This window comes from Streptomyces sp. NPDC014995, assembly GCF_043080745.1.
In the GTDB taxonomy this organism is placed as follows: domain Bacteria; phylum Actinomycetota; class Actinomycetes; order Streptomycetales; family Streptomycetaceae; genus Streptomyces.
Map to the genome: position 1 here is coordinate 65883 of NZ_JBIBVX010000025.1, position 19769 is coordinate 85651.

A 19769-nucleotide genomic window follows, 5' to 3' on the forward strand; every position below is an offset into this window, starting at 1 on the left:
GAGTCGGCGGTCGTCCGCTACGGCTCCCGTTCGCCGCGGCAGCAGCCACTGCTGTGACCGCGTGGGTTCGCCGGGTGGGTGGTCGTGACGGTCGGATGTGCGGTGACGGCCGATCCGGCCACTGGAGGCGCGGTCGCTGATCCTCTCCGTGTGCGCGGACCGGCCGACCAGGAGGGGCGATGACGGTGACGGAGCCTCAACGCCGGGCGTGGCGGATCCTCAGTCGTCCGAACCCCATGGTCCCGGAGATCCGGATCTTCGGCCCGCCGGGGCCGGAACGCCGCGGGGGCCGGTAGCGCAGGTCCTTCCACTGGGTGCGCAGTCCCCCGACGTCAACGACCGCGTCGCGAGGCACCGTGATCCTGGCCCCGCCGGTTCCGAGTTGCAGCTCGATGTCGACGACCGGATGCTCGATGACCGCCCGGGACAGATCCAGGCGCACCCTTCCGTACGCGGATCCGACCTTGAGGATCCGAGGTACCCGCCATGCGCCGCGCCGCCGGATCCGTCCGCCGGCGGCGGCGATCGTCGACGTGGTGCCGGGGCGCTCCTGCGGGAGCGAGGCCAGAGCCGACACGAGTTCGCTGTGCGCCTCGGCGGTGAGCACCTGGTGGAGGCGTTCGTCCAACTCCTCGTGCGGGATGAGCCCTTCGGCGTACGCATCCTGCAGGCGCCGCACGGCCGTATCGCGGTCCTCTTCGCCGACCAGCGGCGGCGAGTCTTCCGGTAAGGGGGTCACCGTTTCACCCTACTGCCGTGCCGCCGACGTGAACTCGCCAACGTCCGCGGCGGTGCGGCCCTTCGCCCGGGAGGGCGCCCACGCGCTCTCGTGGCCCGCACCGAGTCCCAGCTCCAGGCCGTGCCGGAGGAGATCCGCGCGGCCTGCGGCACCGCGCACCCCGTGCGGTGCGACCTGACCGACCCGGCCTCCCCGGGCCGGGCCGCCGGCCCGGAGGAGATCGCCCGGGCCGCGGCCTGGCCGCTCGGCGACCGTGCCTCCCGCGTCGCGGGCACGGTCCTGCGCGTCGACGGCGGTAGGCGCGCCTGACGGCGCGGTCCCGCTCGTTCAGTAGCTGTACAGCCAACTGCCGTAGGGGGCGGCGTCCACCACGTGGTACAGGCCGATGGCGGCGGGGCCCAGCACCACCAGCAGCGCACCCAGCCGCACGGCCGCCGGCCCGACGACGGTGGCCGCCGCGGTCTGTCCCTTGATGGTGCGCCAGTCCCGCCAGCGCCGGGCGTCGCCCCCACTGGCCCACCAGAAGCCGGCGCCGACCACGAGCAGAACCGCGCCGAAGATCAGCGAGATGCCGCCGACGACGGACAGGAACTCCTCGCGGTCGTGGTGGTCGGCGATGCAGAAGGCGACCACGGAGAGCGGAACGATACCGATCAGACCGAAGCGAACTCCCCTGGCCAGCACGTCTTTCGGCCGCAGCCGCGGCACCATGACCCCTTCTTCGTCCACCGTCACGGCGACACCCTAACCCGCTCGTCCGGCACTGATCACCGCCCTCACGGGCCGGGGCGCCGGCTGCCGGTTCTCCACCGCGAGCACCGAACCCGCGCCGCTCGCGGTGGGTCTGCTGCTCGCACCGTCCCTCGGCCGCTGCCGCGCCGGCCCACTTCGTCACGCGGTGGATCCGGACAGGCCGGTCGGCGTCCCGGCGGCCGTCTCGGGTGCCCGCAGATCCGGCTCGAGGCCGGCCGGGTCAGGCGCGGGGTGGAGTCGGAGAACGCGCAGCCATCCTGCTCGGCGGCCGTCAACGCCGCGGCCTGGCCGGCGAGTTCCACGTGGGCCGGGAACATCACCCGTTCGCCGTCCGGGATCTCCTCGCTCCGCTCGGCCCCGGCGACCAGTGTCCGCCACCGCCCGGTGCGCTCACCGGGTTCGGCGCCGGCCGACGTGCGGGCGGCCGGGGCCTCGCGCCATGTCTCAGCTGTGACCACTGGTGGTCCGGACCAGCCGGAACCGGTCCGTGGCCGCCAGCAGCGCCTCCGTCGTGGCGTCCCCCGACAGCCCGTGCCCCTCCTCGTCGATCAGGACGAGATCCGCGTCGGGCCACACCTGGGCCAGCCGCCACGCGACGTCCGGGGGGCCGCTGATGTCCATCCGCCCGTGGATCATCACGCCGGGTATGCCGGCGAGCTTCGCCGCGTCGCGCAGCAGCGCCCCGTCCTCCAGGAAGCCGGCGTGCCGCCAGTAGTGCGTGACGAGGCGGGCGAAGCGCAGCCGGAAGCGCGGGTCCTCGTAGCGGGGATCGGGCTTGTGCCCCCGGTGGGTGGCCACGTGCACGTCCTCCCAGCGGCACCATTCCCGCGCCGCCCGCTCCCGTACGGCCGGATCGGAGGCGGCGAGCATCCGGGCGTACGCCTCCACCAGGCTGCCGTCGCGCTCCGGCTCCGGTACGGCGTCGCGGAACCGGGCCCATTCCTCGGGGAAGATCCGCCCCATGTCGCGGGTGACCCACTCCACCTCGCGGCGGGTGGTGCTGGTGACGCTGAAGAGCACCAGCTCGGACACGCGTGCGGGGTGCTGCTGGGCGTAGGCCAGCGCGAGGGTCACGCCCCAGGAGCCGCCGAGGACCAGCCATTCCCCTATGCCGAGGTGCTGCCGCAGCAGTTCGGTGTCGGCGATCAGATGGGGGGTGGTGTTGGCGGCGAGCGAGGTCCGCGGATCGGCGGCGTCGGGCGTGCTCCGGCCGCACCCGCGCTGGTCGAAGAGGACGATGCGGTACGCCGCGGGGTCGAACAGCCGGCGCCAGAACGGCCCCGCCCCGGACCCCGGTCCGCCGTGCAGGACGAGGGCGGGCTTGCCCGCGGGGTTGCCGCAGGTCTCCCAGTACACGCGGTTGCCGTCACCGACGTCGAGCATGCCGTGCTCGTACGGCTCGACGGGTGGATAAAGTCCGGCCATGGGGACACACCCTTCTGGGGATCTGACAGCGCTGTTAGATTATCCCCATGAGGAGTCACCCGGACCAGGCCGCCGTGGGCACCCTGCTCCGCCACGTCCTGGAACTGCTCGACGGCGACGTGGCCAAGGTCTACGAGGAGCAGGGCCTCGCCGAGTACCGGCCCCGCTTCTCCCCGGTCGTACGGGTCCTCCTGGCCGAGGGTCCGCTCCCGGTCCGCGACCTGGCCGCGGCGGTGGGCGTCACGCACTCGGCCGCCAGTCAGACGGCGGCCCAGATGGCCCGCGCGGGTCTGGTCACCCACACCCCCGATCCGCGGGACGCGCGCCGCCGGCTGGTCGAGCTCACGCCGAAGGCCCACGCCCTGCTGCCGCGGATCGAGGCGGAGTGGGAGGCGACGGCGGCGGCGATGGCGGAACTGGACGCGGAACTCCCCATGCCACTGGGGCACCTGCTGACGGAGGTCGTCGAAGCGATACGCCGCCGGCCGTTCCGGGAGCGGATCGCGGCGGCCTGCCGGTCCTGAGGAGGTGCGCCGGCCCTCGGAGCGAACCCGGGAAGTGCCGCACCGCGCCGATCCCGTGACTGACAGTGCACGCCCGCCTGCCCGCCAACACCGTCATCTCGGGCGATCTGCACCTAAGTCGCGCGGTTTGATCAGGTACCACGCGCTTTCGCGGGGTGAGTGCCGACGGGACGAAGGAGGCACGGTGCGGAGTTCCGCGTTCCGGCGTTGGCATGATCACGCGTCAGCACCGAGATGAAGCATGGACATTACAACTGGATCATTGGCAGCATGCGCACGTCTGTTCCCTTTTTCACAGAAGGAGTACGGCGTGCACAGATCCACCAGCCGGTCCCGCGGACCGGCTCGACGGGGCCGGACACCCGGCCTCGCCCTTCCTCTGGCACTGGTTCTCCTCGCCGAAGCCGGCGTCGCGCTGAGCCTCACGCCCGTCGCCACCGCCGCGGAACCGGCGGCCGCCACCCGGGCCGAGGCCGCCGCCCCCGCCGCGTCCGCGGCCGCGCGTGAAGAGGCGAACGCGCGGCTGACCGCCCAGGCGCAGGGCCGGCGCATCGAAGTGACCGGCGCCCGCACCGAGACCACGACCCTGTGGGCGAACCCCGACGGCACCATGTCGCAGGAATCCTTCGCCGGACCGGTGCGCTATCGGGAGAAGGGCCGCTGGGTCACCGTCGACGTCGACCTCGTCAAGAACCCGGACGGCTCGGTACGGGCCAAGGCGCACCCGCGGGGGCTGCGTCTCGCCGGGCGTACGGGGGCCTCCGGCGGTGACCTCGTCACCCTGGGGCAGGGTGACCGGGAGATCGCCCTCGGCTGGCGGGGCACGCTGCCCGAGCCGAAGCTGGACGGCCCGAAGGCCACCTACGAGGACGTCGCGCCGGGGACGGATCTCGTCGTCGAGGCGACCCGGACCGGGTTCGAGCAGTACCTCGTGGTGGCGGACCGTCAGGCGGCGCAGCGCGCCACGACCTTCACCCTGCCCGTACGCGCCAAGGGGCTGAAGGCAGGCCAGAAGGCCGACGAGTCGCTGGTGCTGACCGACACCCGCACCGGCGAGGAAGTCGGCCACGCGCCGACGCCCTTCATGTGGGACGCCTCCGCGGGAGGCGACGGCGCGGTCGGCGCGCGCAAGGCCCGTGTGGACCTCGACGTGGTCCAGCAGGCCGAGGGCTTCGACCTCACGGTCCGGGCCGACAAGGGCTTCCTGGCCGACAAGAGCACGAAGTACCCGGTCACCATCGACCCCGCCGTGTACTTCGGGACCAACTTCGACACCTTCGTCCGCAACGGCGACACCGCGGACTTCTCCGGGAACGCCGGCCTCAACGTCGGCCGGGAGTGGCAGAAGGGCGAGGCCCGCTCCTTCATCAACTTCCCGCGCAGCACCGCGGTCACCGGGCAGGACATCCTCAACGCCGAGCTGAACCTGTACGCGACCTGGTCCGACTCCTGCGAGGCCCGCTCCTGGGAGATCTGGGACACCGGCACCGCATCGGCCGCCACCCGCTGGAGCAGCCAGCCCGCCTGGCGCTCCAAGGTGACGACGTCCACCCAGACGCACGGGTTCACCGACTGCGGCCCCCGGTGGATCACGGAGGACATCACTCCCCTGGTCAAGCAGTGGTCGCAGACCGACCGCACGGTGGACACGGTCGGCCTGCGGGCGACCGACGAGACGGACTACAAGGCGTTCAAGATCTTCGCCTCCGCCGACGCGCCGCAGGCGCCGTCGATCCTCGTCACGTACGAGACTCCGCCGGACCCGGTGAAGGACCACGTCGTCTACTGGAACGACGTGCTCCAGACGACCTTCCGGCAGGTCGGCGGGGCCCCCGGCCCGCTCGCCCGCGCGGGCGCGATGATGCACGGCGCGATCTACGACGCGGCCAACTCCGCGCGCTGTGCGGAGGGCGCGACCCAGTGCCTGGGCGCCGCCTACTTGGTGAAGGCCACGGCCACCAACGGCGCCGTGCCGGACGTGAACAGCGCCATCGACCACGCCGCCTTCGACGTCCTCAGGTCGGTCTTCCCGGGCTACAACTTCGACGACGAGATCGCCACCGCCCGTTCGACGATCCCGGCCGCGGTCACCTCCGCGCAGCGCGCGGCCGGCACCGAGGTCGGCCAGAAGGCCGCCGCGGCGATGACCGCCGCCCGGCAGAACGACGGCTCGGCGCCCGCCGCCCCGTACACCGGCAGCACCCAGCCCGGCTTCTGGCGGCCGACCGGCACCGGTGACGGCGCCACCCCGGAGTGGGGCAAGGTCAAGCCGTTCGGCATGGCGTCCAGCACCCAGTTCCGTACGGCCGGGCCCGGCGGGCACACGCAGATGAGCACGCTGCTGCCGAGCCAGGCGTACGCCACCCAGGTCAACGACGTGAAGAACCTCGGCCGGGCGGAGTCCACCAGCCGCACCGCCGACCAGACGCAGGCGGCCCTGTTCTGGGCGAACGACCTCGACGGCACCTACAAGCCGCCGGGTCAGCTCTTCGAGCACACCCAGATCCTCTCCCGCCAGCAGGGGATGACGGTCGCGGGCAACGCCAAGCTGTTCGCCCTCACCGCCTTCGCGATGGCGGACGCCGCCGTCGCCGCCTGGGACATGAAGTACCAGACCGCCATCGACCTGTGGCGTCCGGAGAGCGCCGTCCGCCTCGACGGCGACGGCAACGCGAGCACCACCGCCGACCCCAACTGGCAGCCGCTGTCCCAGGACCGCAACGGCAACCACTTCAGCCCCGCCTTCCCCGCATACGTCTCGGGCCACGCGACCTTCGCGGGCGCCTGGGCCAAGGCCACCCAGGACTGGTTCGGAACCGACCAGATCACCTGGACGGCGACCACGGAGGACCCCAACGCCCTCGGGGTGACGAGGACGTTCTCCACCATCTCGGCCGCAGCGACGGAGAACGCGGTCGGCCGCGTCTGGCTGGGCGTGCACTACCGGTGGGACGGCACCGACGGCGTCAGCGCCGGTACCAACGCGGCCGCCTACACCACGGCGAACCGGCTGAAGCCCAACACGGCGTCCGCCTGGACGAAGTACGAGGACCTGCACAACCTCGCGGGCTGCCAGGAGGTCGGCAAGCGGCTGGTCGCCGAGCACCGCTGGACGTCCTACCAGTGCACCCAGATCCAGGCGCCGGAACCCGGCCACACGCTCTACGTCAAGTAGCCGCCCGATGAGGAGAGAAGAGACAGTCATGCGTGTGCGGAAAACGTCTCGCAAGCGCCCGGGGCGCGCTGTGTTCGCCCTGGTCGCGGCCTGCGCGATCGGCGCCGTCGCGGCCCCGTTCGCCATCGCCGGCGCCTCGTCGCAGCCCACCGTCCGGGCCGCCGCGGAGGGACCGGGCGACCTGCTCCTGCCCACCCCGGAGGCGCCCCGGATCTCCAACGGGCCGTACGCGGGCTTCCAGCTCTGCGGCAGCCCTGCCGGGGACCCGGTCGTGACCTCCGGTACCCCGACGCTGGCCGCCACCCTGGAGTCCGTGGCTCCGCCCGGGACGGTCGAGTCCGCCCAGCCGGGCCCGCGTCGCAGGGTGGAGTTCCAGGTCGACACGGCCGCCGGGGCACCCGTCACGCACAAGCAGCTGACCAGTGACACCAGCCACGACGCCGCGTACCAGCTGGCCGAGGGCACGCTGACCGACGGCGCCTACCGCTGGCGCGTGAGGGTCAAGGACGGCGCCACGGAGTCCGCGTGGACGGCCTGGTGCTCGTTCACGGTCGCGCTCCGCTGACGGCCTGAGCGAGAGGTACCACCCACGACCCGGTGCCCCGGAGCGCTCCTCGCGCTCCGGGGCACCGGCGTGGTGCGAGCACCGTCCTGGCGCCGGGCGGCGCCGCGGTGCCGCCGAGCGCCGTCAGGCGCGGGCGAGTTCGGCGGCGCCGAAGGAGACGTCGAAGCGGTCGCACCAGATGCTGACGCTGGTGTAGCGGGAGGGGTCGACGCCCTTTGGCACGGCGTAGTTCTGACTGCCCTTGTTGCCCTTGAGCTTGCCCAGGCTGACGTACTCCCCGTCGTCGAAGACGTGCCATCCGCCGCGGCCCTGCGTCACCGGCGCGTCCGTCAGCCACACGCGCAGGTCCGGCCCGTTGCTGGTGTCGAGGTTCTCCAGCCGTACGACGTGCGAGCCGTCGGCGAGCCGTACGAGCTTCACCGTGCCCGACGTCGCGTGTTCGTGGCTGACCAGTTCCCCGTCGGCCAGCGTCCGCGGGCCGGGGTCCTCGGACGCCGGCGGCGCCGCCGAGGGGGTCACGGACGGCCGGGGCGAGGGGGTGGCGGCCGGCGCGGTGACGCCGGGCAGGGCCTCGTCCACGGTCTCGTCCTGCCACAGCTTCCAGGGCTGGAACCAGTACAGGCCGAAACCGGCACCGGCGACGGCCACCACCAGCACCCCGATGACCAACCGTCCGCCCCACATGTTCCTCGCCCGCCTCATCTCGCCCCGCTTCTCGTGAGTAACGCGTCGTCACCCCATTCAACAGAACGAGCGGCCGGCCCGTGCCCCGAAAGAGATGACGGAACGCTTACGTCACCGGACCGCGTCCCGTGACACCCGGTGGACCGGGACGTCCGGCGCCCGCGGTCCACCCGCGTCACTGCTCGGTGCCGAAGTTCTGGGTCCAGTAGGGGCCGCCGTCCCCCTCGTGCACGCCGACGCCGATCTCCTCGAAGGCGCAGTTGAGGATGTTGGCGCGGTGGCCTGGGCTGTTCATCCAGGAGGTCATCACCGCTTCGGGAGTCCCCTGGCCCTTGGCTATGTTCTCCCCGTACGTGGACCAGCGGTAGCCCGAGGCCGTGACGCGCTCGCCGGGGCCGTCTCCGTCCGGGTTGGTGTGATCGAAGAAGTCGCGGGCGGCCATGTCGTCGGAGTGGCCCTGGGCGGCGTCGCGCAGCTGGGCGTCCTCGCCGAGCGGGCCGCAACCGGCGGCCGACCGCTCCTTGTTGACCAGGGCGATCACCTGGGCCGCGGTGCCCGACGGGGCCGACGGCGCCTCCGGTGTGCTCGACGCCGGCTGCCGCGGCGGAGCCGGCTCCTTCGGGGCCGAGGTGCTCCTGGTGGCGCGAGGGCTCGGGGAGGCACTCGTACGCGGTGACGTCGACGCGGACGGTGACGGAGACGGGGACGGGGAGGCGGACAGGGCGCTCTCCCGAACGGTGTCGGGTGTCGGGCGCGCCGGTATCGACGCCTCGTCGACGGTCCGCGCCGCGCTCGTCCCGTCGCTCCCCGATCCGGGCTGCGTGCCGAAGTGGTAGAGGCCCCCGCCGGCCACGCACGCCGCCACGACCGCGCCGCCGACCACCCGCCGCCGGTTGCGCCGCCGACGGCGGGCCGCGCCACGGGAGAGAGCCTGCCGGCCCGTGGCACCGTGGCCTCCCTGCCGCGACTGCCCGGTCGCGTCGTTCCCCCCGCCGAGCGGGGAGGCCGAACCGGCCGGCGCGATCGTGCCGGAGCGCATCTTCGCCAGCAGCGCGGGCGAGGCCGCCACCAGCGCCAGGCCGGCCAGCAGCCCCTCCGCGGGCAGCAATCCGCTCCACAGGCCGGAGCAGCTGGTGCAGCCGCGAGCGTGCCGGGCCACGCGCTTGCGCCACAGCGTGGAAGGACGGCCGTCCCAGTCCGCGAGAGTTCTTCGCAGTTCCTCGCACGGCGGCTGCGCGTCGAGTGCCCGCACGACCACGCGTGCCGCCTCCAGCTGCGCCTTCATCCGCTGGACGCGAACCGCCGTGTGCTGCGGAGACAGCCCCAGTGCCTCGGCGACCTCGGCGCGGCTCAACTCCCCCGCGCACTCCAGCCACCACAGCGACAACAGCCCTCGGTCGTCGGGATCCAGCCAGCGTGTCGCTCGCGCGGTCTCCTGGCGCTGCCCCGACAACTGCAACTGCACGATGGTCAGGTCCACGAAGTCGGCGCCCGGATCGGCGATGTCCGCGGCCTGTTCCACGGGGGCGTGAGCCGACTGCCGGCCCTGCCAGTACGCCCGGACCTGGTTCATGGTGATGGCCACCAACCAGGAGCGGAAGCTTTCGGGAACCCGGAGGGCGTCCAGCGAGTCGAGGGCCCGGAGCATGGTGTCCTGCACCACGTCGTCCACGTCCACCGACCCGTTCAGAGCCCGGCCCACGATGTTGTAGACCAGCGGGAGGTGGATGCCGACGAGGGCGTCCTGAGCCTCCGTGTCTCCTGCTCGGGCAGCGGTCACCAGTGCCGCCGGCTCCACCGTGTGCCGTGTACTCATTGCAGCTTCCCTGTCGTCGACGCCGAACGTTTCTGTCCGTCACAAGGGAGATCCCTGGGGAAACCTTGGATAACAGTTCTTCGGAAATCCGTGCGAGGAGAGGTTGGCCGCACCGGCCGGGCCACCGCAATGGGCGCGGTCACACTCGGCGGAGGTTCCGGCGACGGTGCCTGGTGGTGAACGTGTCCGGGTCCGGATGCCTCAGGCGCCGGCCGGCAGCGGGTCGTGGGCGCTCGAGCGCCGCCGGCCGGACGTGCAGGAGAGGAAGTCCCTCATGAACGCCCTGCGGGAGCAGGTGTTTTGGGCGTCGGCGTCGGCCATCGGCCTGAGCAGGGCGCCGGCTCGTCGCATCCGGTCGCGCAGCGCTGTCAGGGTCCCGGCCCGGGGATCGTCGTTGTCAGGTGACCACGAGAACAGGTCGGCCACCGTCCGAGCCCGCCCGACGTCGGGGCAGTCGTCGTTCCCGGCTGGGATGCGGTGACGTACGTCCGCCGGCCCACGCACGGTCGCGTCCGTCCGGGTGGCGTCGGCCCAACGGCGAACCGACTGGGGCCTGACCGGCGTTGTGCAGGACCCATCCGTCAGCACCGGGAAAGGTTTCTTCATGCGACGTACCGTCCTGTTCGCCGCCTGCGCTCTCATCACGGCCGCAGCCACCGGGTTCTTCGCCACCAGCGCCATCCGGGGCCGCTGAACCGGCACGGCGGAATCGAGGCGGGGCGGCGGGTCACCGCGGAGTGAAGCACCTCGCGGCTACGCGCACCAGTGGGTTCCGGGCGCAGCGAACCGCGAACGGTGCGGCCCTCCGCCCGTGCGGGCCACCGCCCCGTGCGGGCCACCGCCCCGCGCAGGCCACCACCCCGGGCCTGCCACCGCCCCGCGCGGCCGACCGGTTCACCCGACGGGGTCCGGAGTACGGCGGATCCGGGGCCGTGGTGGCCGTCGCCGCGCCCGGATCCGCCGTCCGAGCACGCCTGCCGCATCCCGCGTCGCGCGACGACCGTCGATGTCACCCCCGCCGCTGGTCAGGGGCTGTCGAGTCGTCCGGTTCGCCGTTCCCCTGCCAGGGCCGCGCGAGTCCGACCAGGGAGAGGGCCGCCGCGGACACGGCGATCAGCATGACCAGCGCCATCGGCAGGGAGCTGTCCTCGCCGAACAGACCGACCAGTGGTGAGGCCAGCGCCCCGAAGAGGAACTGCAGACCGCCCAGCAGCGCCGACGCGGCACCGGGGCCACCCGGCCCACCGCCTGGCCGAGGCTCATGCCGCCGGGGAAGACCAGGCCGATCCCGCCGGCGGTCACGAACAGCGTGATCCACGTGCCGGCCAGGGTCTCCCCCACGGTCGCGACCAGGAGGACCTGGGCCAGCGCGCCCAGCAGGCAGAGACCGACACCGGCCGCGAGGAGGGTGTTCAGGTGCCGCTTCCCGGACAGGCGGGAGAAGACCGCTCCGCCGAGCAGCATGCCGACCGCGTTGGTGGCGAAGATGAGGGAGTAGGTCGTCGCGGAGACGCCGTGGAGGCTCTCGAAGACGAAGCTGGAGCCGCTGATGTAGGCGAACAGCGCCGCCGACACGAAGGCGACGACCAGGACGTATCCCATGAAGGCACGTCGGCCGAGCAGCGCGCCCATGGCGCGGAAGGTCACGGAGCCCGGCGCCCGGGCGGTCGACGACGTCTTCCCCCGCCAACTCGCCGCCGAGGTCACCCTGCTGGCGGGACTCGGGGACGACCGGGATTGGGTCCTCAAGGCGCTGGGGCGGCTGGTCGAGGCGATGGAGGGCCAGTCGAGCCGCGACTGAACGACATGCGGCGGGCCGATGTACCTGCCGGGCGGCGCGGGGGCCCGTCGAATGACGGGCCCTCCGGCGGGGAACACGGGGGCCACCTTTCGTGTCCGGTCAACCTGTCTGGAGAGACCATGAGTCTGCTGCGCCTGGTCGGTCGCCCCCTGCTCGCCTCGATGTTCGTCTCGGGCGGCCTTCAGTCCCTGCGAGCGCCCGAGGAGCTCGCGCCGACCGCCGAGTCCGTCGTGCGGCCCGTCACCGACCGGGTGCCGGCACTGCCCGACCGCACCGAGGAAGTCGTACGGCTCACCGGGGCCGTGCAGGTCGCGGCCGGACTGCTGCTCGCCACCGGGCGCGTCCCCCGGGTGGCCGCACTCGCCCTCGCCGCCACCCTCGTGCCCACGACGCTGGCGGCCCACCGCTTCTGGGAGGCGGAGGACCCGGACGAGCGGGCTCAGCAGCGCATCCAGTTCCTGAAGAACGCCTCCATGCTGGGCGGGCTGATGATCGCCGCCGCGGACACCGCGGGCAACCCGTCCCTGGAGTGGCGCGGCCGGCACGCCGCGCGGAGCGTCCGGCGCGACGCCCGGCTGGTCCGACGGTCGGTCCGGGCCACCGCCCGCCCCGCGGCCACCGCGGGCGCGGTCCGCGCGAAGCTGTCCCGCTGATCCGCCGTCCTTGGCCCACGGACCCCGACCGACGGATCCGCCGCCCGGCTGACCTGCCGCCCGGTTGACCTGCCGCCCGGTTGATCCGCTGATGGACCGCCCGGCTGCACCGCGCCCGTACCCGCGACGAGGATCGGCCGCCGTCACCGTGCGCAGCACTGGCCGGGCGCGCGTCGCCGAGCCGGCCGGTCCGTGCGCTCCCCTTCGCCGGCCGGCTCTCAGGCCTCCAGCGGCAGTTGCATGAGCGTGAGGTCGAACCACCGCCCGAACTTCCGACCCGCCTCGCGCACCGTGCCCACGACGGCGAACCCGAACCGCTCGTGCAGCCGGATCGAGGACGCGTTGCCGGACTCGATCCCGGCGATCATGCTGTGATGGCCCGCGCGGCGCGCCGAGTCGATCAGCGCGGACAGCAGCGCGCCTCCGACACCGAGGCCCTGGCTGTCCTCACGGACGTAGACGGAGTTCTCGACGGTGTGGCGGTAGCCGTCGAGTTCCCGCCAGGGGGCGTAGACGGCGAAGCCGACGACCCGGCCCCCGGCCTCGGCCACCAGCGCCGAGCCCCGGTCGAGGTGCGCGGCGAGCCAGGCCCTCGCGTCGGCCGGGGACTGCTGGGTCTGCGTCCACAGTGCCGTGGAGGTCGCCACCGCGTGGTTGCGGATGGCGCGTACGGCCTCTCCGTCGGCTTCGCACGCCGGTCGGACCCGCACCACCTCACGGTTCTCGTATATTGCCGTCATGTCCAACATAGTAGACCCCCTGGTAGGGCGGATCGCGGCGCGTGTGCGCGCCGAACGGGAGCGGCGGGGCTGGACGCTGACGCAGCTCGCCGAGGCCTCCGGTGTCTCCCGCGCGATGATCAACCGGATCGAACGCGGCGAGAGCAACCCCACGGCTGTCGTGCTCGGCAAGCTGTCGGCCGCCTTCCGGCTCAGCGTCTCCTCCCTGCTGGCGCTCGCCGAGGGAGAGTCGCACGCAGCGGCCGTCGCGGGCGGTGTGCGCCGCCACGAGGACACGGCCGAGTGGCGCGATCCTGCCACCGGCTACCGGCGCCGCCAGATCACCGGACCTCACTTCCCCGTGGAGACGGCGGAGATCCGGCTCCCCGCCGGTGCGAACGTGGCGTACCCGGCGGCGTCCTTCGCCTTCGCCCGTCAGGTCGTGTGGGTCCTGGAGGGCCACCTGACCTTCCACGAGGGAAGCGTCGTCCACGCCCTCGGTCCCGGCGACACCGTCGAACTCGGCGAGCCCGCGCCGTGCGCCTTCGCCAACGACACCGACACCGAATGCCGGTACGTGGTCATCCGCGCCCAGGCGGAACAGCCATGAGCGAGCAGCGGTCCCTTCCCCGCTACGGCACTGTCCTGCTCGCCGGGACGGCGGCGACGGCGATCGCCAACAACTACGCCCTCCAGCCCGCCCTCACCGACGTGGCGGACGACCTCGGGCTGTCCGCCGCGGTGACGGGACTGGTGCCGACCGCCGCCCTCGCCGGCTGCACGGCCGGGTTCGCGCTGCTGCTGCCGCTCGCCGACCGTGTCGCCCCGCACCGGCTGGTCGGCGCGCAGTTGTGCGCCCTGGCCGCCGCGCTCACCCTCGCGGCGGCCGCGCGGGACGCGGCCGTTCTCCTCACCGCCTACGTGTTCATCGGCGCGACGGCGGGTGTCGCGGCGCAGGCCGGCGCCATCGCGGGCCGGTACGCCGCGCCCGGTCGGCGTGGCACGGCGATGGCCACCGTCGCCACGGGACTGTCGGCCGGCATCCTGCTGAGCCGCTGGGCCGGAGGCACCCTCTCCGACCTCCTCGGCTGGCGGCGCATGCTGCTGGTCTTCGCGGGCCTCGCCCTGCTCGCCGCGCTCGCCACCGCACGGCTCCTGCCGCGTGAACGGCCGCGTGCGCAGGGCCGTTACCTCGCCACGCTGGCGGGACTCGCGCCACTGCTGCGCCACCACCGCGCGCTGCGCCGCGCCGTGCTCACCGGTGGTCTGTGGTACTTCGCCTTCAACGTCGTCTGGGTGGGGCTCGCCCTGACGCTGGCGCGTCCGCCCCACTCGCTCGACGCCACCGCCATCGGCCTGTACAGCCTGGCCGGACTCCTCGGGTTCGCCGCCCTGCCGTTCACCGGGCGTCTGGTCGACCGGTACACGCCGCACCGGGTCACGGCCGCGGCGATGGCGGTCGCGGCGGCGGGTACGGCGGTGCTGGCCACCGGTCTCCGGCACCCCGCGATCACCGTGCTCGGGCTGGCCCTGTTCGACGCCGGGTGCTTCGCCGCCCAGGCGGCCAACCAGAGCCGGATCGTCGCCATCGACCCCCGGCGGGCGGGCAGCGTCACCGGCGTGTACCTCGTGCTCTACTTCGCCGTCGGGGCGCTGGGCGCGGCCGCCACCGCCCCCCTCCTGGACGCGCTCGGCTGGCCGGGCACGGTCTGCGTGGCCGTGACCGCCCTCCTCGCCGCCGGGGGCCTCGCCGCCGCGGGCGAGCGACGCGCCGGAGCACCGGGGGCCGCCCCCTCGGCCACCTGACCGCGGCGGGCGCTGGCCCCCGCCCGCGCCTGCCCGACGACTGCCGCGCGTTCGTCACCACCGACGGCGACGGCGGCGGCGGCGCAGGTTCCGGGCGCCGACGCGTGGCGGGCGGCACCGCCGGCGCCGGCCCGGCCGAGGACCGCCCGTGCGCGGACGTCCCGGCCCTGGGGCCACCGGGGTCCGCTGTCCCACCGACCGGGAGGAACGCATCCCCGCCTGGAGTCCGGCCCCTGCCGGCAGGCGGGGCAACGCCCCGCACGGTCACCCGACGCGCTGCTGGATCCAGCGCAGGGTGCGGCCGAAGACGTCGTGGACCTGGTCGTCGGAGAGTCCGTGCCAGACGTGCTCCGCACCCGGGACCGTGCACAGGTCGACCTCGGTGCCGGCCTCGCCGAGGCGGGCGGCGAGCCGGCGGCTGTGGTCGCAGTCGACCATGGAGTCCTCCTCGCCGTGCACCAGGAGGAAGGGCGGGGCTCCCGGCCGGACCTGGGCGACCGGGCTCGCCTCCCGCGCGAGGTCGGGTACGTCGGCGGGGGCCGCGCCGAGCAGGAGCGCCTCGGGGCTGCTCGCGCCGTCGCCCTGCCGTGCGAGGTCGCTCGGCGCGTACCAGGCGACGGCGCCCCTCAGCGGGGGTGTTCCCGGGGACAGGGCGAGCAGCGCGGCGAGGTGCTGATCCGCCGCACGCCGAAGGGCCGACGCGCGCACGAGCGGGCGACGGCCATCCTCGACGGGCTCGAGCGCGTCCTCGCCGCGCGGATCGGGGAGCGGTCCGTCACGGAGCTTCGAACGGTGTTGGAGATGCCCTGGGGTGAACCGCCCGGGCCTTCCGCCCCTGACGAGTGAGCGGGCCGCGGCGCCCCGCCACGTGACGGGTCCCCAGGGGCCCGCCGACCGGCAGGTGTCCCCGGGGGCCGGCTCACGTCCTGGTCGGGGCCTGAGCGTGCTGCTCAAGCCGTGTCGTCCGTCCGGCTCGGGCGTGTCGTCCGCCCGGTTCAGGCGGTGTCATCCGCTCGGTTCAGGCCGTGTCATCCGCTTCGGCGAGGCCGACGTAGGCCGCGAGGTGCTCGCCGGTGACGGTGGAGCGGGCGGCGACGAGGTCGGCGGGTGTGCCCTCGAAGACGATCCGGCCGCCGTCGTGGCCGGCGCCGGGGCCGAGGTCGATGATCCAGTCGGCGTGCGCCATGACCGCCTGGTGGTGCTCGACGACGATGACCGACTTGCCGGAGTCGACGAGCCGGTCGAGCAGCCCGAGCAGCTGCTCGACGTCGGCGAGGTGGAGACCGGTGGTCGGCTCGTCGAGGACGTAGACGCCGCCCTTCTCGGCCATGTGGGTGGCCAGCTTGAGCCGCTGCCGCTCGCCGCCGGACAGCGTGGTGAGCGGCTGGCCGAGGGTGAGATAACCGAGACCGACGTCGGCGAGCCGGCCGAGGATCCGGTGCGCGGCCGGCGTGCGCGCCTCACCGTCGGCGAAGAACGCCTCGGCCTCGGTCACCGACATCGCCAGCACCTCGCTGATGTCGCGGCCGCCGAGGTGGTGGTCGAGGACGGATGCCTCGAACCGCTTCCCCTCGCAGTCCTCGCAGGTGGTGGCTACGCCGGCCATCATCGCCAGGTCGGTGAAGATGACGCCGGCGCCGTTGCAGGTGGGGCAGGCGCCCTCGGAGTTGGCACTGAACAGCGCCGGCTTCACGCCGTTGGCCTTCGCGAACGCCTTGCGGATCGGGTCGAGCAGTCCGGTGTACGTCGCCGGGTTGCTCCGTCTCGAGCCGCGGATCGCGCCCTGGTCGACCGAGATCACGCCCTCGCCGGCGGGGATCGACCCGTGCACGAGCGAGCTCTTGCCGGAACCGGCGACCCCCGTGACGACGACGAGCACGCCGAGCGGGATGTCGACGTCGACGTCGCGCAGGTTGTGCGCGCTCGCGCCGCGGATCTCCAGCGTGCCGGTGGGCTTGCGCACCGACTCCTTCACGGCGGCCCGGTCGTCGAGATGACGCCCGGTGATGGTGTCACCGGCGCGCAGCCCCTCGACGGTGCCCTCGAAGCAGACGGTGCCGCCCGCCGTCCCGGCGCCGGGACCGAGGTCGACGACGTGGTCGGCGATCGCGATGACCTCCGGCTTGTGCTCCACGACGAGCACCGTGTTGCCCTTGTCGCGCAGCCGCAGCAGCAGACCGTTCATCCGCTGGATGTCATGGGGGTGCAGGCCCGTGGTGGGCTCGTCGAAGACGTAGGTGACGTCGGTGAGCGAGGAGCCGAGGTGGCGGATCATCTTGACGCGCTGTGCCTCGCCTCCCGAGAGCGTGCCCGACGGCCGTTCGAGCGAGAGGTAGCCGAGGCCGATCTCCACGAAGGAGTCGAGGGCGTGCCGCAGCTTGGCGAGCAGCGGCGCCACCGACGGCTCGTCGAGGCCGCGGATCCATGCGGCCAGGTCGCTGATCTGCATCGCGCAGGCGTCCGCGATGCTGATTCCCCGGATCTTCGACGAGCGGGCCGCCTCGCTGAGCCGGGTGCCGTCGCACTCGGGGCAGACGGTGAACGTCGTCGCCCGCTCCACGAAGGCGCGGATGTGCGGCTGCAACGCGTCGACGTCCTTGGACAGGAACGACTTCTGGATCTTCGGGATCAAGCCCTCGTACGTCAGGTTGATGCCGTCGACCTTGATCTTGGTGGGCTCCTTGTGGAGCAGGTCGTGCAGCTCCCTCTTGGTGAACGCGCGGATCGGCTTGTCCGGATCGAAGAAACCGCAGCCGCGGAAGATGCGGCCGTACCACCCGTCCACGCTGTATCCGGGGATCGTGAGCGCGCCCTCGCTGAGCGACTTGCCGTCGTCGTACAGCTGGGACAGGTCGATGTCGGAGACCGTGCCCATGCCCTCGCAGCGTGTGCACATGCCGCCGGTGCGGTGGTAGGTCGCCTTCTCCACCTTCTTGTCGCCGCGCTCGACGGTGATCGCGCCGCTCGCCCGTACCGAGGGGACGTTGAAGGCGTAGGCGCCGGGCGGGCCGATGTGGGGCGTGCCGAGCCGGCTGAAGAGGATGCGCAGCATGGCGTTGGCGTCGGTGGCGGTGCCGACGGTGGAGCGCGGGTCGGCGCCCATCCGCTGCTGGTCGACGATGATCGCGGTCGTCAGCCCTTCGAGCACGTCGACCTCGGGCCGCGCCAGCGTGGGCATGAAGCCCTGCACGAAGGCGCTGTACGTCTCGTTGATCAGCCGCTGCGACTCGGCGGCGATCGTGTCGAACACCAGGGAGCTCTTGCCCGAGCCGGAGACGCCGGTGAACACCGTCAGGCGGCGCTTCGGGATCTCGATGCTCACGTCCTTGAGGTTGTTCTCGCGCGCGCCGTGCACGCGGATCAGATCGTGGCTGTCGGCGGCGTGCGACGCCGGTGACTGCGTGTCCGTGCTCGTGGCCATGCTCATCGTGACTCCATCCGTGTCTGTCGGGCGGGGCCGCCTGCGCGGTCTCCGTCGGCGTGGCCCGGCTCGATCCGACCAGCTTCCCGTCGTGCGTGTCCACCGGATTCGGCGGTGCCGCCCGGGGTGGCGCGACGCCGGTGCGGGTGTCGCCCGCTCCCAGCCGAACGGTCCCGGGCTCGGCCGGGTTCGGGCTGGTCGGGCTGGTCGGGCTGGTCGGGCTGTCCGGCGGCGTGGCCGTCGGCCGAGCCTGGCCGTCCCGGCCGAAGGACGGCGGCGGCGGTGACGGTGGCCCCCGGGCGTCCGTCGCCGGCGACGTGCGCGGGCTCCGTCACGGCGCCGTCCGGGCGGGCCGGGGCTGCGACCGCCGGACGGCTCGGCGAAGCTCCGGGGTGCGGACCGGGGCGCCCGGGGTCGCGGCCGGCGCCGTCGGGAACGCCGTCGTGTCCGGCGTCACCGCGGGCCTCGAAGCCGGGGGTGTCGCGGCGGGCGGCCGGAGAGGCGTCCGGGGCGGCGTGCGGGAGGAGATTCGCACGGGTGGGGAGGTGCATGGCAGTCACGCTAGGCGGGGCGGGCGGGCCGGTGCTTCTCCATTCCTGATCGCTTCGGTCGTATTTCCTGACCGCGTCGGTCGCCTGCTTCGCCCCGCGCGGTCGCCCGGCTCGTCATCGGTCGGCTCGTCATCGGTCGGCTCGTCATCGGTCGGCTCGTCATCGGTCGGCTCGTCATCGGTCGGCTCCGGAGCCGGGGCGTCGCCCCGTTCCTCGTCGCCGGGCTCGGCGGCGTGGGAAACTCGTCGGGTGAGACGGCAGAACCTCGACGACCTCGTGCGTCTGCGGCGGGCCCGTGACCGGATGGACCGCGACTACGCCGAGCCCCTCGATGTCGCGGCGCTGGCGCGTGACGCCCTGATGTCGCCGGGCCACTTCTCCCGCAGCTTCCGCGCCGCTTACGGCGAGACGCCCTACGGCTACCTGATGACCCGCCGCATCGAGCGGGCCAAAGCGCTGCTGCGGCGCGGCGACCTCACGGTGACCGAGGTCTGCTTCGCGGTCGGCTGTACGTCGCTGGGATCGTTCAGCTCGCGCTTCACGCAGCTGGTCGGCGAGAGCCCGAGCGCCTACCGGGCCAGGAACCACGACCACGGCGCCGCCATCCCGGCGTGCATCGCGAAGATCCACACGCGGCCGGTCAGGAACGGAGAAGCCGGCCGCGCCGCCCGGCCGTAGCGTGAACGGCATGGACATCAGACTTTCCCAGTGCTTCATCGCCGTCGACGACCACGACAGGGCGATCGCCTTCTACCGCGATGTGCTCGGCCTCGAGGTACGCAACGACGTGGGGTTCGAGGGGATGCGCTGGGTGACCGTCGGGGCGCCCTCGCAGCCGGACGTGAACATCGTCCTGGAACCGCCCGCCGCCGACCCGAACACCTCACCGGCCGACAAACGGGCCCTGGCGGAGCTGATGGCCAAGGGCCTGCTGCGCGGTGTCATCTTCGCGACGGACGACTGCGACGCCACCTTCGAGCGCCTCGACGCCGCGGGCGCCGAGGTGTTGCAGGAGCCGATGGACCAGCCCTACGGCGTCCGCGACTGCGCGTTCCGCGACCCCGCCGGCAACCTGCTGCGCTTCACCCAGCCCCTCGGGAAGTGAACCCCCGAGCGGGGCGGGCCCCGCTCGGGGTC

General features: G+C 73.3%; 20 protein-coding genes. 10 read left to right on the plus strand and 10 right to left on the minus strand.

From position 1 onward, the window contains the following. Nucleotides 1-196: 196 nt before the first annotated feature. On the minus strand, nucleotides 197-739 hold the full coding sequence (locus ACF1A1_RS36545; protein ID WP_392006085.1) for a DUF1707 domain-containing protein: 543 nt from the start codon (nucleotides 737-739) through the stop codon (nucleotides 197-199). A 90-nt stretch (nucleotides 740-829) separates the two neighbouring features. On the opposite strand from ACF1A1_RS36545, the gene ACF1A1_RS36550 reads away from it, so the two are divergent. Then, a complete protein-coding gene (locus ACF1A1_RS36550; RefSeq protein ID WP_392006087.1) occupies nucleotides 830-1048 on the plus strand; it encodes a hypothetical protein in 219 nt (72 codons plus the stop codon). Nucleotides 1049-1066: 18 nt separating this feature from the next. Here ACF1A1_RS36550 and ACF1A1_RS36555 read toward each other — a convergent pair whose 3' ends face one another. Both ACF1A1_RS36555 and pip read right to left on the minus strand, forming a co-directional pair. Then, the gene (locus ACF1A1_RS36555) at nucleotides 1067-1474 is read right to left on the minus strand and encodes a DUF6336 family protein (RefSeq protein ID WP_392006089.1); all 408 of its coding nucleotides are present in this window, start codon (nucleotides 1472-1474) and stop codon (nucleotides 1067-1069) included. A 462-nt stretch (nucleotides 1475-1936) separates the two neighbouring features. Then, on the minus strand, nucleotides 1937-2917 hold the full coding sequence (pip, locus tag ACF1A1_RS36560; RefSeq protein WP_392006091.1) for a prolyl aminopeptidase: 981 nt from the start codon (nucleotides 2915-2917) through the stop codon (nucleotides 1937-1939). 47 nt (nucleotides 2918-2964) lie between these two features. Here pip and ACF1A1_RS36565 point away from each other — a divergent pair, with 47 nt between their 5' ends. From ACF1A1_RS36565 to ACF1A1_RS36575, 3 genes are all read left to right on the plus strand, one after another. Then, nucleotides 2965-3441: a MarR family winged helix-turn-helix transcriptional regulator gene (locus ACF1A1_RS36565; RefSeq protein ID WP_392006092.1), complete on the plus strand. Its 477-nt coding sequence runs from the start codon at nucleotides 2965-2967 to the stop codon at nucleotides 3439-3441. A gap of 310 nt (nucleotides 3442-3751) precedes the next feature. Then, a complete protein-coding gene (locus tag ACF1A1_RS36570; protein WP_392006094.1) occupies nucleotides 3752-6616 on the plus strand; it encodes a DNRLRE domain-containing protein in 2865 nt (954 codons plus the stop codon). Nucleotides 6617-6650: 34 nt separating this feature from the next. Further along, on the plus strand, nucleotides 6651-7181 hold the full coding sequence (locus tag ACF1A1_RS36575; protein WP_392006095.1) for a hypothetical protein: 531 nt from the start codon (nucleotides 6651-6653) through the stop codon (nucleotides 7179-7181). Between the two features lie 123 nt (nucleotides 7182-7304). Here ACF1A1_RS36575 and ACF1A1_RS36580 read toward each other — a convergent pair whose 3' ends face one another. From ACF1A1_RS36580 to ACF1A1_RS36595, 4 genes are all read right to left on the minus strand, one after another. Next, nucleotides 7305-7883, minus strand: a complete 579-nt coding sequence (locus ACF1A1_RS36580; RefSeq protein ID WP_392006097.1) for a DM13 domain-containing protein — start codon at nucleotides 7881-7883, stop codon at nucleotides 7305-7307. Between the two features lie 157 nt (nucleotides 7884-8040). Then, nucleotides 8041-9681 (minus strand): sigma-70 family RNA polymerase sigma factor, encoded by a 1641-nt coding sequence (locus tag ACF1A1_RS36585; RefSeq protein WP_392006099.1) that lies wholly within the window; start codon nucleotides 9679-9681, stop codon nucleotides 8041-8043. Nucleotides 9682-9882: 201 nt separating this feature from the next. Beyond that, on the minus strand, nucleotides 9883-10107 hold the full coding sequence (locus ACF1A1_RS36590; protein WP_392006101.1) for a hypothetical protein: 225 nt from the start codon (nucleotides 10105-10107) through the stop codon (nucleotides 9883-9885). Nucleotides 10108-10794: 687 nt separating this feature from the next. Continuing rightward, nucleotides 10795-11313: a hypothetical protein gene (locus tag ACF1A1_RS36595; RefSeq protein ID WP_392006103.1), complete on the minus strand. Its 519-nt coding sequence runs from the start codon at nucleotides 11311-11313 to the stop codon at nucleotides 10795-10797. Between ACF1A1_RS36595 and ACF1A1_RS36600 the strand changes: the two genes are divergently transcribed. Continuing rightward, nucleotides 11312-11482, plus strand: a complete 171-nt coding sequence (locus ACF1A1_RS36600) for a hypothetical protein (protein WP_392006105.1) — start codon at nucleotides 11312-11314, stop codon at nucleotides 11480-11482. The two genes, ACF1A1_RS36595 and ACF1A1_RS36600, sit on opposite strands and share 2 nt — an antisense overlap. A gap of 119 nt (nucleotides 11483-11601) precedes the next feature. After that, the gene (locus tag ACF1A1_RS36605; RefSeq protein WP_392006106.1) at nucleotides 11602-12135 is read left to right on the plus strand and encodes a DoxX family protein; all 534 of its coding nucleotides are present in this window, start codon (nucleotides 11602-11604) and stop codon (nucleotides 12133-12135) included. Nucleotides 12136-12353: 218 nt separating this feature from the next. Here ACF1A1_RS36605 and ACF1A1_RS36610 read toward each other — a convergent pair whose 3' ends face one another. Beyond that, nucleotides 12354-12875 carry a GNAT family N-acetyltransferase gene (locus tag ACF1A1_RS36610; protein WP_392006108.1) on the minus strand — a complete coding sequence of 174 codons (522 nt, stop codon included), beginning with the start codon at nucleotides 12873-12875 and terminating at the stop codon, nucleotides 12354-12356. Here ACF1A1_RS36610 and ACF1A1_RS36615 point away from each other — a divergent pair. Then, complete coding sequence (locus tag ACF1A1_RS36615; protein WP_392006110.1) at nucleotides 12874-13464, plus strand: helix-turn-helix domain-containing protein; 591 nt, start codon at nucleotides 12874-12876, stop codon at nucleotides 13462-13464. The two genes, ACF1A1_RS36610 and ACF1A1_RS36615, sit on opposite strands and share 2 nt — an antisense overlap. Then, nucleotides 13461-14660: an MFS transporter gene (locus ACF1A1_RS36620; RefSeq protein WP_392006111.1), complete on the plus strand. Its 1200-nt coding sequence runs from the start codon at nucleotides 13461-13463 to the stop codon at nucleotides 14658-14660. Before ACF1A1_RS36615 ends, ACF1A1_RS36620 begins: the two co-directional genes overlap by 4 nt. A 264-nt stretch (nucleotides 14661-14924) precedes the next feature. Here ACF1A1_RS36620 and ACF1A1_RS36625 read toward each other — a convergent pair whose 3' ends face one another. Both ACF1A1_RS36625 and ACF1A1_RS36630 read right to left on the minus strand, forming a co-directional pair. Beyond that, nucleotides 14925-15368 carry a prolyl oligopeptidase family serine peptidase gene (locus ACF1A1_RS36625; RefSeq protein ID WP_392006113.1) on the minus strand — a complete coding sequence of 148 codons (444 nt, stop codon included), beginning with the start codon at nucleotides 15366-15368 and terminating at the stop codon, nucleotides 14925-14927. 310 nt (nucleotides 15369-15678) lie between these two features. After that, entirely contained in the window at nucleotides 15679-18087 is a 2409-nt protein-coding gene (locus ACF1A1_RS36630) for an ATP-binding cassette domain-containing protein (RefSeq protein WP_392006115.1), read from the minus strand. Between the two features lie 848 nt (nucleotides 18088-18935). Between ACF1A1_RS36630 and ACF1A1_RS36635 the strand changes: the two genes are divergently transcribed. Beyond that, nucleotides 18936-19310 carry a helix-turn-helix transcriptional regulator gene (locus ACF1A1_RS36635; RefSeq protein ID WP_392006132.1) on the plus strand — a complete coding sequence of 125 codons (375 nt, stop codon included), beginning with the start codon at nucleotides 18936-18938 and terminating at the stop codon, nucleotides 19308-19310. A gap of 10 nt (nucleotides 19311-19320) precedes the next feature. Next, nucleotides 19321-19737, plus strand: coding sequence for a VOC family protein (locus tag ACF1A1_RS36640; protein WP_392006116.1), 417 nt, complete (start codon nucleotides 19321-19323; stop codon nucleotides 19735-19737). Nucleotides 19738-19769 lie beyond the last annotated feature (32 nt).

What these genes read in the sequence shown, in the direction of transcription:
- ACF1A1_RS36580 (WP_392006097.1), bottom strand. Translation starts at nt 7,883, where the DNA reads ATGAGGCGGGCGAGGAACATGTGGGGCGGACGGTTGGTCATCGGGGTG.
- ACF1A1_RS36565 (WP_392006092.1), top strand. Translation starts at nt 2,965, where the DNA reads ATGAGGAGTCACCCGGACCAGGCCGCCGTGGGCACCCTGCTCCGCCAC.
- ACF1A1_RS36615 (WP_392006110.1), top strand. Translation starts at nt 12,874, where the DNA reads ATGTCCAACATAGTAGACCCCCTGGTAGGGCGGATCGCGGCGCGTGTG.
- ACF1A1_RS36600 (WP_392006105.1), top strand. Translation starts at nt 11,312, where the DNA reads ATGGCGCGGAAGGTCACGGAGCCCGGCGCCCGGGCGGTCGACGACGTC.
- ACF1A1_RS36640 (WP_392006116.1), top strand. Translation starts at nt 19,321, where the DNA reads ATGGACATCAGACTTTCCCAGTGCTTCATCGCCGTCGACGACCACGAC.
- ACF1A1_RS36595 (WP_392006103.1), bottom strand. Translation starts at nt 11,313, where the DNA reads ATGGGCGCGCTGCTCGGCCGACGTGCCTTCATGGGATACGTCCTGGTC.
- pip (WP_392006091.1), bottom strand. Translation starts at nt 2,917, where the DNA reads ATGGCCGGACTTTATCCACCCGTCGAGCCGTACGAGCACGGCATGCTC.
- ACF1A1_RS36610 (WP_392006108.1), bottom strand. Translation starts at nt 12,875, where the DNA reads ATGACGGCAATATACGAGAACCGTGAGGTGGTGCGGGTCCGACCGGCG.
- ACF1A1_RS36620 (WP_392006111.1), top strand. Translation starts at nt 13,461, where the DNA reads ATGAGCGAGCAGCGGTCCCTTCCCCGCTACGGCACTGTCCTGCTCGCC.
- ACF1A1_RS36630 (WP_392006115.1), bottom strand. Translation starts at nt 18,087, where the DNA reads ATGAGCATGGCCACGAGCACGGACACGCAGTCACCGGCGTCGCACGCC.
- ACF1A1_RS36585 (WP_392006099.1), bottom strand. Translation starts at nt 9,681, where the DNA reads ATGAGTACACGGCACACGGTGGAGCCGGCGGCACTGGTGACCGCTGCC.
- ACF1A1_RS36605 (WP_392006106.1), top strand. Translation starts at nt 11,602, where the DNA reads ATGAGTCTGCTGCGCCTGGTCGGTCGCCCCCTGCTCGCCTCGATGTTC.
- ACF1A1_RS36635 (WP_392006132.1), top strand. Translation starts at nt 18,936, where the DNA reads ATGGACCGCGACTACGCCGAGCCCCTCGATGTCGCGGCGCTGGCGCGT.